Annotated in this window: 5 protein-coding genes, 1 tRNA gene and 1 pseudogene; all 7 read left to right on the plus strand. The window is 66.1% G+C overall.

All coding sequences use genetic code 11. The features are described 5' to 3' along the window. Positions 1–721, plus strand: a pseudogene (locus tag RT424_RS23585) (cell division protein FtsZ); the annotation flags it as partial. 211 nt (positions 722–932) lie between these two features. Continuing rightward, complete coding sequence (locus RT424_RS23590) at positions 933–3,038, plus strand: SPOR domain-containing protein (RefSeq protein ID WP_313443203.1); 2,106 nt, start codon at positions 933–935, stop codon at positions 3,036–3,038. A 191-nt stretch (positions 3,039–3,229) separates the two neighbouring features. After that, positions 3,230–3,736: a YbjN domain-containing protein gene (locus tag RT424_RS23595; RefSeq protein WP_313443205.1), complete on the plus strand. Its 507-nt coding sequence runs from the start codon at positions 3,230–3,232 to the stop codon at positions 3,734–3,736. Positions 3,737–3,953: 217 nt separating this feature from the next. Then, the gene (locus RT424_RS23600) at positions 3,954–4,763 is read left to right on the plus strand and encodes a pyrroline-5-carboxylate reductase (protein WP_313443207.1); all 810 of its coding nucleotides are present in this window, start codon (positions 3,954–3,956) and stop codon (positions 4,761–4,763) included. A gap of 239 nt (positions 4,764–5,002) precedes the next feature. Further along, positions 5,003–5,743, plus strand: coding sequence for a Bax inhibitor-1/YccA family protein (locus tag RT424_RS23605; protein ID WP_313443209.1), 741 nt, complete (start codon positions 5,003–5,005; stop codon positions 5,741–5,743). A 163-nt stretch (positions 5,744–5,906) separates the two neighbouring features. Then, positions 5,907–6,602 carry a hypothetical protein gene (locus RT424_RS23610; RefSeq protein ID WP_313443211.1) on the plus strand — a complete coding sequence of 232 codons (696 nt, stop codon included), beginning with the start codon at positions 5,907–5,909 and terminating at the stop codon, positions 6,600–6,602. Between the two features lie 142 nt (positions 6,603–6,744). Next, positions 6,745–6,820: transfer RNA gene (locus RT424_RS23615), tRNA-Ala, on the plus strand. Positions 6,821–6,856 lie beyond the last annotated feature (36 nt).

Below are 6,856 nucleotides of genomic sequence, written 5' to 3' on the forward strand. Positions count from 1 at the left end.
CGACGAGGCCGCGAACCACATCCGCGAGCTGGTCGATCCCGACGCCAACATCATCTGGGGCTCGGCCTTCAACCCCGACCTCCAGGGCAAGATTCGCGTTTCGGTGGTTGCCACCGGCATCGAGCAGACCACGGAAATGGCCGAGATCGCCTCGCGTCCGCTGAACCTCAGCGCCTCGCGCGGCCCCGTCCGCCCGATGGTTTCGCGCCCGGTCCCCAGCGCGCCGACGCCGCTTGTCGCCCCGGCTCCGGCCGTGGCGATCCCGCCGGCGGCCGCCGCATCCGAGCCGTTCGAACTCTCGACGCCCGCGCCCGAAGCTGCCGAACAGCCTTTCGAGCTCGAACTCGGCGCCAGCGAGGAAGTCGAGCAGGAAGCGCCCGTTGCTTATAGCGGCCTGCGCAACAGCCAGCCGCTCGATCTCGGTGCCGCTTCCGCGCGTCAGCAGGACGAACTGCTGCTCAATGGCGGTCAGCCGGTAGCGCAGGCGCCCGAGCCCGAGGCGGTTCGTGCGCGCCCGATCCCGGCAGCTCCTGCCCAGACGGCACCCGTCCAGGCCCCTTCGGCACCCGCCCGCCCGGCGAGCGGTGGCAGCACCTTGTTCGAACGCATGACCAGCCTTTCGCGCCCGAAGCCGGCAGCGGCAGAGGCGACAGGCGGCGATGACGACGATGGCGGCTCGATCAGCATCCCGCGCTTCCTCGGACGTCAGAACAACCAGTAATGCGAAGCGGGCGGGTGGTCTTGCAGGCCTTCCCGCCCGTCTTCCCCGTGGCTGTTCCGGCAGGGTTCATGATCCGAACGGCATATCCCGGCGCTACCGGGCCCCGCAGGATCGATCGCCGAGCGGTCTGATTGCAGTTTGGTTTGGTGGGGCTCGATGGATGTCGGGCCCTTGCGCATTTTATCGCGTGTTTTGAGAGGTTTCTCTGGTTTTGCGGCTACGTCAGAAGGTTTCGAGCAAGTGGCTGGCCACGACGGCCGCCTGCATCGCGCTGGCCGGTCCTGCTCTGATGATGCCGACCCCGGCCTCAAGCGCGCCGGTGGTTCAGGCCCTGCCTGGCGCCGACCAGCTGAAGCTCAACGCCGCGCTGTCCCGGCTGGGGCGTGATCCGCGAGACGTGTCTGCCTTGCTGGATGCCGGAGACGCTGCACGCAAGCTCGGGGATTTCGAGGCGGCCATCGGCTTCTACCGCCGCGCGGACGATATCTCGCCCGGCAATGCACGGGTGAAGGCGGGCCTCGCCGCTTCCCTGGCGCAGAGCGGAGATCCGGTTGCGGCGCTTCCGCTCTTTGCCGAAGCCGAGAAGGCGGGCGCCAGCCAGAGCCAGCTCGCGGCCGATCGCGGGCTTGCTTACGATCTCGTCGGCGACAACCTGACCGCGCAGCGATACTACGCGCTGGCGCTGGGCGGGGCGAGCGACGAGGATGTGCGCATGCGGCTGGCCATCAGCCAGGCCATCGCCGGGGATGCGCAGGCCTCCGAGACCACGATCATGCCGCTGCTGCGCAAGCAGGATAAGCCGGGCTGGCGCACGCGCGCCTTCGCGCTGGCGATTGCGGGCGATACCAAGCAGGCGGTGGAAGTCTCCAACACCATCCTGCCCCCACAACTCGCGCAGAACATCGCGCCTTACTTGCGTTACATGCCGCGCTTGACGCGCGCCCAGCAGGCCGCCGCCGCCAACCTCGGCAAGTTCCCGCGAGCCTCCGAGATCGGCCATGACGATGCCCGCATCGCCGCGTACAAACCGGTGCAGGTCGCAAGCGCGGACGCGAACCTGGTGCCGCGCGGCGATGCGCTGGGCAGCGGCAAGACGGCCGACCGTTCCTCGCGGACGACCCGTGCTGGAGCCGGCTCCAAGGGAGCATCCAAAACCAGTGGCGCCACAGTCGCCGCTGCCGACTCCTATCGGATCGGCGGCTCGCGGACGAGCGCCAGGCGTCCCAGTTCGGCAACGGCCAAGCCGCCCGAGCCGGTCCGCACCGCGCCGCCCGAACCCAAGCCGGCGATCGAGCGGGACGGCGCGGTCGTCGAACTGCCGCCGCTGGCGTCCACTGGGAAGCCAGCCGCCACGACGCCTGCAACAACCAGCGCTGCGTTATCGAATCTCGCCGCCACCTCCAATTCCGCCGCTGGACGTTCCGCGCCCCCTTCATCGCTGCCGCCCGGTTTCGACCCCAAGGCGGCGGGAGCCAGTGCGGTATGGCCCGCGACATCGCAGCCCACGCGCTCGCCCGACCGCACGGCGGCGGCAGCGCCCGGCTTCGATTTGGCGCGCACCAACCCTGTTCAAGGCGAATCGCAGGCGCAACCCGGCGCGCCATCGGCGTCGACAGCGCCGGTTCCCGCTACCGCCCTGGCCGCCGCTCCGGTCGCAAAGCCGCCGGTGCAGCAGTCGCCCGTGAGGCAGCCGAGCCTGGAAGCTCCGCCGGAGCCGAATGCGCAGCAGCTGTCGCTGGAGCAGATCTTCGCCGATATCGGCAAGCCGACCACGCAGAGCGTGCCGACGTCCGGCGCGGTGGATATCCGGCAGATCGAGCCGGCGCGCCCGGCCCCGCCGAGGATCGAACTGCCAAAGCCGGAGCCGGAAGCGCCCAAGGTGGCCGAAAAGCCGGACCTCAAGTCGAAGTCCGGCGCGGCCAAGAGCTCAGGCGAGGAAGAGAAGCCCGGCGCAAAAGCCAAGGCTGACGCAAAAGCCAAGGCCGATGCCAAGGCCAAGGCCGATGCGGCCAAGGCGAAGAAGCCGGCGCAGCCCTCTCATCCCAGCCGGATCTGGGTGCAGATCGGTGTCGGACGCGACAAGGCGGCCATCGCTTTCGACTGGCGCCGCTACAACAAGCAGGCTCCCGCGCTGTTCAAGGGGCGCGAGCCTTACGTCAGCGACATGGGACGCACCAACCGCATCCTGGTCGGCCCGTTCCCCACGCTCAAGGCAGCGAACGAATTCCGGGCCGATGCGAAGAAGCAGGGCTTCGACGATGCGCTGCCCTGGACCAGTCCGGCCGGGCAAGTGGTGGATCCGCTTGCGGCGAAGTAGGGCGGATCGAGGTCGGGGCCGTGCGGGCCTGAAATCGGACCGTCTCGATTTCCGATCGTCCGGCCTTATCCACACCCTGTTAACAGGCAAGTGGAGTTTTGCTCAGGCGATCGCATGTCCCGGATTGTGCTTGGCCCCCTTGGCAAAGCATCCATGGCTTCTCGCGTCGCGGAGGGCAAATGTCGGAAATCATGAGAACGGTACAGGACGACATCGGCCGGGAGGATGAATCCGCCCCGATCGAAATGCTGGCGTCACTGTTCGAGGCGCGCGACTGGGCGTTCGAATATTCCGGCGAGGACGAGATTTCCGCCGAAGTGAAGGGTGCCTGGGCTACCTACCAGATCCAGGCGATCTGGCGCGCGGAAGACCGCGTCCTGCAATTGCTCTGCCTGCCGGACATCCGCATCGCCGACAGCAAGCGCCAGGCGATGTTCGAGGCACTGGCACTGATCAACGAGCAGATTTGGGTCGGCCATTTCGACACCTGGTCCAGCAGCGGCGTGGTGCTCTACCGGCACGGCCTGATGCTGGGTGAAGACGGCCTGCTCGGCCCCGGCCAGGCGCAGACCGTCGTGGAAGCGGCGATCGAGGAATGCGATCGCTTCTATCCCGTGTTCCAGTTCATCCTCTGGGGCGACAAGACACCCGCCGAGGCGCTCGCCGCCGCGATGATCGACGCCGCCGGAGAGGCCTGAAGCATTTCCCTCGGCCCGCTCCGGTTTTGGACCTTGGCCCTTGGCAGTCTCACCGCGCTCTCGTAAGCGGCGGGCCGATATGAAATTCCGCGCGAAAATCGGGCGCTAAAGCGGTTGATCCGGTTGCACCGGACCAACCGCTTTAAGTTTCTGGTTTACCGCATTTTCCGAGTCATCAGGTGATTCCACCTGATTAGAAAATGCTTAGGAGAACGACATGGATCGCTTTGGCAACATCCTCCTGATCGGGTGCGGCAACATGGCCGGCGCCATGCTCGAAGGCTGGCTGAACGGCGGCATGCCGCCCGCCGCATTCACGGTCGTTGATCCGAAGCGCGCCGATGTGCCTGCCGGCGTAACCCTGCTCAAGGAATTGCCGAGGGAAGGGCGCTTCGACGTCGTCATGCTCGGCATCAAGCCGCAGGGGCTCGACGAAGCGGCGCCCGCCATTGCCCCGCTCGTTGGGCGCGGGACGACGCTTTTCTCGATCCTGGCCGGCGTGGAGTTCGACAGCCTCTCGGCGCGTTTCCCCGAGGCCGGCGCGATCGTGCGGATCATGCCCAATCTGGCAGCCGCGATCGGCAAGTCCCCCATCGCCCTGGATTCGCGCGGCCTCGACGAGACCGGGCGCGCGGCGGTAACGGCGATGATGGCACACCTCGGCACGCCGGAATGGCTGGCTCGTGAAGACCTGTTCGATTCGGTCACGGCGCTGGCCGGCTGCGGACCCGCATTCGTCTACCGCTTCATCGATGCGCTGGCGGCGGGCGGGGTCGCGCTCGGCCTGGAAGAGGGGCAGTCGCAGCGACTGGCGCTGGCGATGGTGGAAGGCGCGGCGCAACTGGCCGCGGCATCGCCGTTCTCCGCCGGCGAACTGGCGGACAAGGTCGCCAGCCCCGGCGGCTCGACCCGCGCCGGCATGAACGTGCTCGACGCGGACGGTGCACTGGCTGCGCTGATCGCGGCGACGATGGCCGCTTCGCGTGATCGCAACGCCGAAATGGCGGCGGAAGCGCGGCGAGCCTGAGGGTTCGTTTGAAAATTCGCCGCGGGCGAATTTCGCGGTGCCGCTCCAAAAAAGCCCCTGAGGGCATTTTTTCAACCGGGCTCTGAGGGCGTGGAGCAGGGCGCGAGTAATCGCGTCTGTTCTTTACAGTTTGACACAAATCACCCGCTCCGGTTTTTCTTGAATTCGGAACGCGGAGAGCCGATATTCCCTTTGTCCGGGCTGCCGCATTTCGCTGGTGCCCGTCAAAGGAGTTTGAAATGGCGAATTGGAACGACCCCCAGCCCGGCACGGGCTTCGGTGCGTCTCCGAGCCTTGACGGACGCACCGGCGGCAAGGCCACGTATGATGCGGGCCTGCGCAGCTACATGCTGTCCATCTACAACTACATGGCCTCGGGCGTGCTGCTGTCTGGCATCGTTGCGGTGCTCTTCGCGAATTCCGGCATGGCGGTGCAGGTGCTGAGCACCCCGCTGCGCTGGGTCATCATGCTGGCGCCGCTCGGCTTCGTGCTGGCGATGAACTTCGGCCTGAACCGCATGAAGACCTCGACCGTCCAGATGCTCTACTGGGGCTTCTGCGTGGTCATGGGCCTGTCGCTCTCGGCGATCTTCCTGGTCTTCACCGCGACCTCGATCGCGACCACGTTCTTCGCGACGGCCGCGGCTTTCGCGGGCCTCAGCCTTTACGGCTACACCACCAAGAAGGATCTTTCGGGCTTCGGCACGTTCCTGATCATGGGTCTGGTGGGTATCCTGATCGCGATGCTGATCAACCTGTTCGTCGGCTCCACCGTGCTGCAGCTGGCGATCTCGGTGCTCGGCGTGCTGATCTTCGCGGGCCTCACCGCCTACGACACGCAGATGCTCAAGAACCAGTATGCCCAGCTTCGCGGCACCGAATTCATCGGCAAGGCCGTGGTGATGGGTGCGCTCAGCCTGTACCTGGACTTCATCAACATGTTCCAGTTCCTGCTGACCTTCCTGGGCGACCGCCGTTAATCCACCGTTTTTTGACGGTTGAAACGATCATGCCCGGTGCGATTCGTCGCACCGGGCATTTTCATTGGAGTCGAGTCGCGATAGAATCCCTCCATTCTTGAGAATTGGAGTGTCCGGGGTGGTTGACCTGAAGAAAAGCGGCGTCTTGCGCGGTCTTATGCTGATGACGGGTTCGCTCGTCGCCTTGCTGTCGGGCTGCGGCCCCAAGGAAGTGGCCGTGGCGCCTCCGCCGCCGCCGCCGGTCGTGGTCATCCCGCCTCGGCCCATGCCGCCGCTGGGCGCCTCGCCGAACATGATGATTCCGGCCGTGGCCGTCGATGGTTCGCGTGCCACGGTCAACAGCGGTATCTCGTCCGCGCAGGCCCTGTGGAACTTGCGTTCGGCTTACAACGTGGCCGCGCTGAACTGCGTCGGCCCGCAGTACGAGCCGATCCTGGCGGGCTACAAGGACTTCCTCAAGAAGCACACGAAGAGCCTGACCGCTGCGAACAAGACGCTGGACAAGGAGTTCAAGTCCCGGTTCGGCGCCAAGTCGATTCGCGAGCGTGAATCCTACCAGACCCAGGTCTACAACTATTTCGCGCTGCCGCCGGTGGTTCCGGCGCTCTGCAATGCCGCGCTTGGCCTTGCGGTCGATCTCCAGACGGTTCAGGCCGGGCAGCTTGACGGTTTTGCCGTGACCGGGCTTGCCAAGGCGGAAGCGCCGTTCAAGGAATTCTTCAACAGCTACGACCAGTACCGCGCCGATCTCGCGGCCTGGGACGCGCGCTACGGCGCCGGCGCTTCGGCCAGCGTCCCCGGCGCGACCACGCCGGTCGCCACTGCGCCGAACGTGACGCAGCAGGCTTACGCGCACTGACGCCTTTCGGGAGCGGCCTTCGATCCATCGGCTGCCGCTCCTGAATCTGCTTTGAAGGCCTATTTTGCTCTTTCATGCGTGAGAGCAGTTCGCTAAGGGGAGCGCCTTGCAGGGCGCGTGCGTCTTGCGAAGATACTGGAACGGGGCCGTAGCTCAGATGGGAGAGCGCGTCGTTCGCAATGACGAGGTCAGGGGTTCGATCCCCCTCGGCTCCACCAGTATTTAAGATCTGAAGCGATCCGGGCTGTCCCGGA

Origin of the sequence: Novosphingobium sp., from assembly GCF_032093395.1 — a bacterium.
Classification (GTDB): domain Bacteria; phylum Pseudomonadota; class Alphaproteobacteria; order Sphingomonadales; family Sphingomonadaceae; genus Novosphingobium.